Origin of the sequence: Brevibacillus sp. HB2.2 (assembly GCF_013284275.1) — a bacterium.
Lineage (GTDB): Bacteria > Bacillota > Bacilli > Brevibacillales > Brevibacillaceae > Brevibacillus > Brevibacillus brevis_D.
The window spans coordinates 1-817 of sequence record NZ_JABSUV010000103.1; the positions used below are offsets into that span (position 1 = coordinate 1).

General features: G+C 44.4%; 4 tRNA genes. All 4 read right to left on the reverse strand.

Annotated features, from left to right (window positions below):
- Positions 1–472: 472 nt before the first annotated feature.
- The 4 genes from HP401_RS29475 to HP401_RS29490 all read right to left on the reverse strand — a co-directional run bounded on the left by HP401_RS29475 (position 473) and on the right by HP401_RS29490 (position 808).
- Positions 473–549 (reverse strand) — tRNA-Arg (locus HP401_RS29475).
- A 5-nt stretch (positions 550–554) separates the two neighbouring features.
- A tRNA-Cys gene (locus tag HP401_RS29480) sits at positions 555–628 on the reverse strand.
- Between the two features lie 9 nt (positions 629–637).
- A tRNA-His gene (locus HP401_RS29485) sits at positions 638–713 on the reverse strand.
- Between the two features lie 18 nt (positions 714–731).
- Positions 732–808 (reverse strand) — tRNA-Met (locus HP401_RS29490).
- Between the last annotated feature and the right edge of the window lie 9 nt (positions 809–817).

Genomic DNA, 817 nt, shown 5'->3' on the forward strand with positions numbered 1-817 from the left:
CTATAAACGTTGATTTTACACGTGTTTTTCTGTTGACACGAAGTACGTGTTTGAGTATACACAATCAATTTTCGCAAGTCAATACCGTTTTCGACTTGGATGGAGCCCATGTTTTTCCTATCAAGCTATCATTTTCTGGCTCTGTCTTCTAGTAGATACGTTTGTCGAAAAAGAAAGTTACATGTCGCAAAAATTTTAAAAGAATGCAAGCGCCTCTCTACAAAAATATCATTGTTTCGTCACATTTTCCGAGTAGAAAGGGAACCATATTCTGTGGTTTTCTTACATAATTTATGACAAATCAGACAAAATATTTCCAAACGTGGATGAAAGTTTTTTTACTATTTTTTGAACTAGGTCCTTTGACTGACTACTTGCTTCTGATTTCCTCCTGACAGGCGCACTATCTTCTACGAAAAAAACCTCCTGTGGACGCCACAACGTCCTAAGGAGGCTATCTTTTGTAAACGCGTGGCGTCCCAGGAGAGATTCGAACTCCCGACCGACGGCTTAGAAGGCCGTTGCTCTATCCTGCTGAGCTACTGGGACTAAAATGGAGGGAGTACCCGGATTTGAACCGGGGATAAGGGTTTTGCAGACCCGTGCCTTACCACTTGGCTATACTCCCGTGTTATTATGGGGCGATCGATGGGACTTGAACCCACGAATGCCGGAGCCACAATCCGGTGCGTTAACCCCTTCGCCACGACCGCCATAATTTTTATGAAGTTTGGTAGCGGTGGAGGGAATCGAACCCCCGACCTTTCGGGTATGAACCGAACGCTCTAACCAGCTGAGCTACGCCGCCAAAATAAAA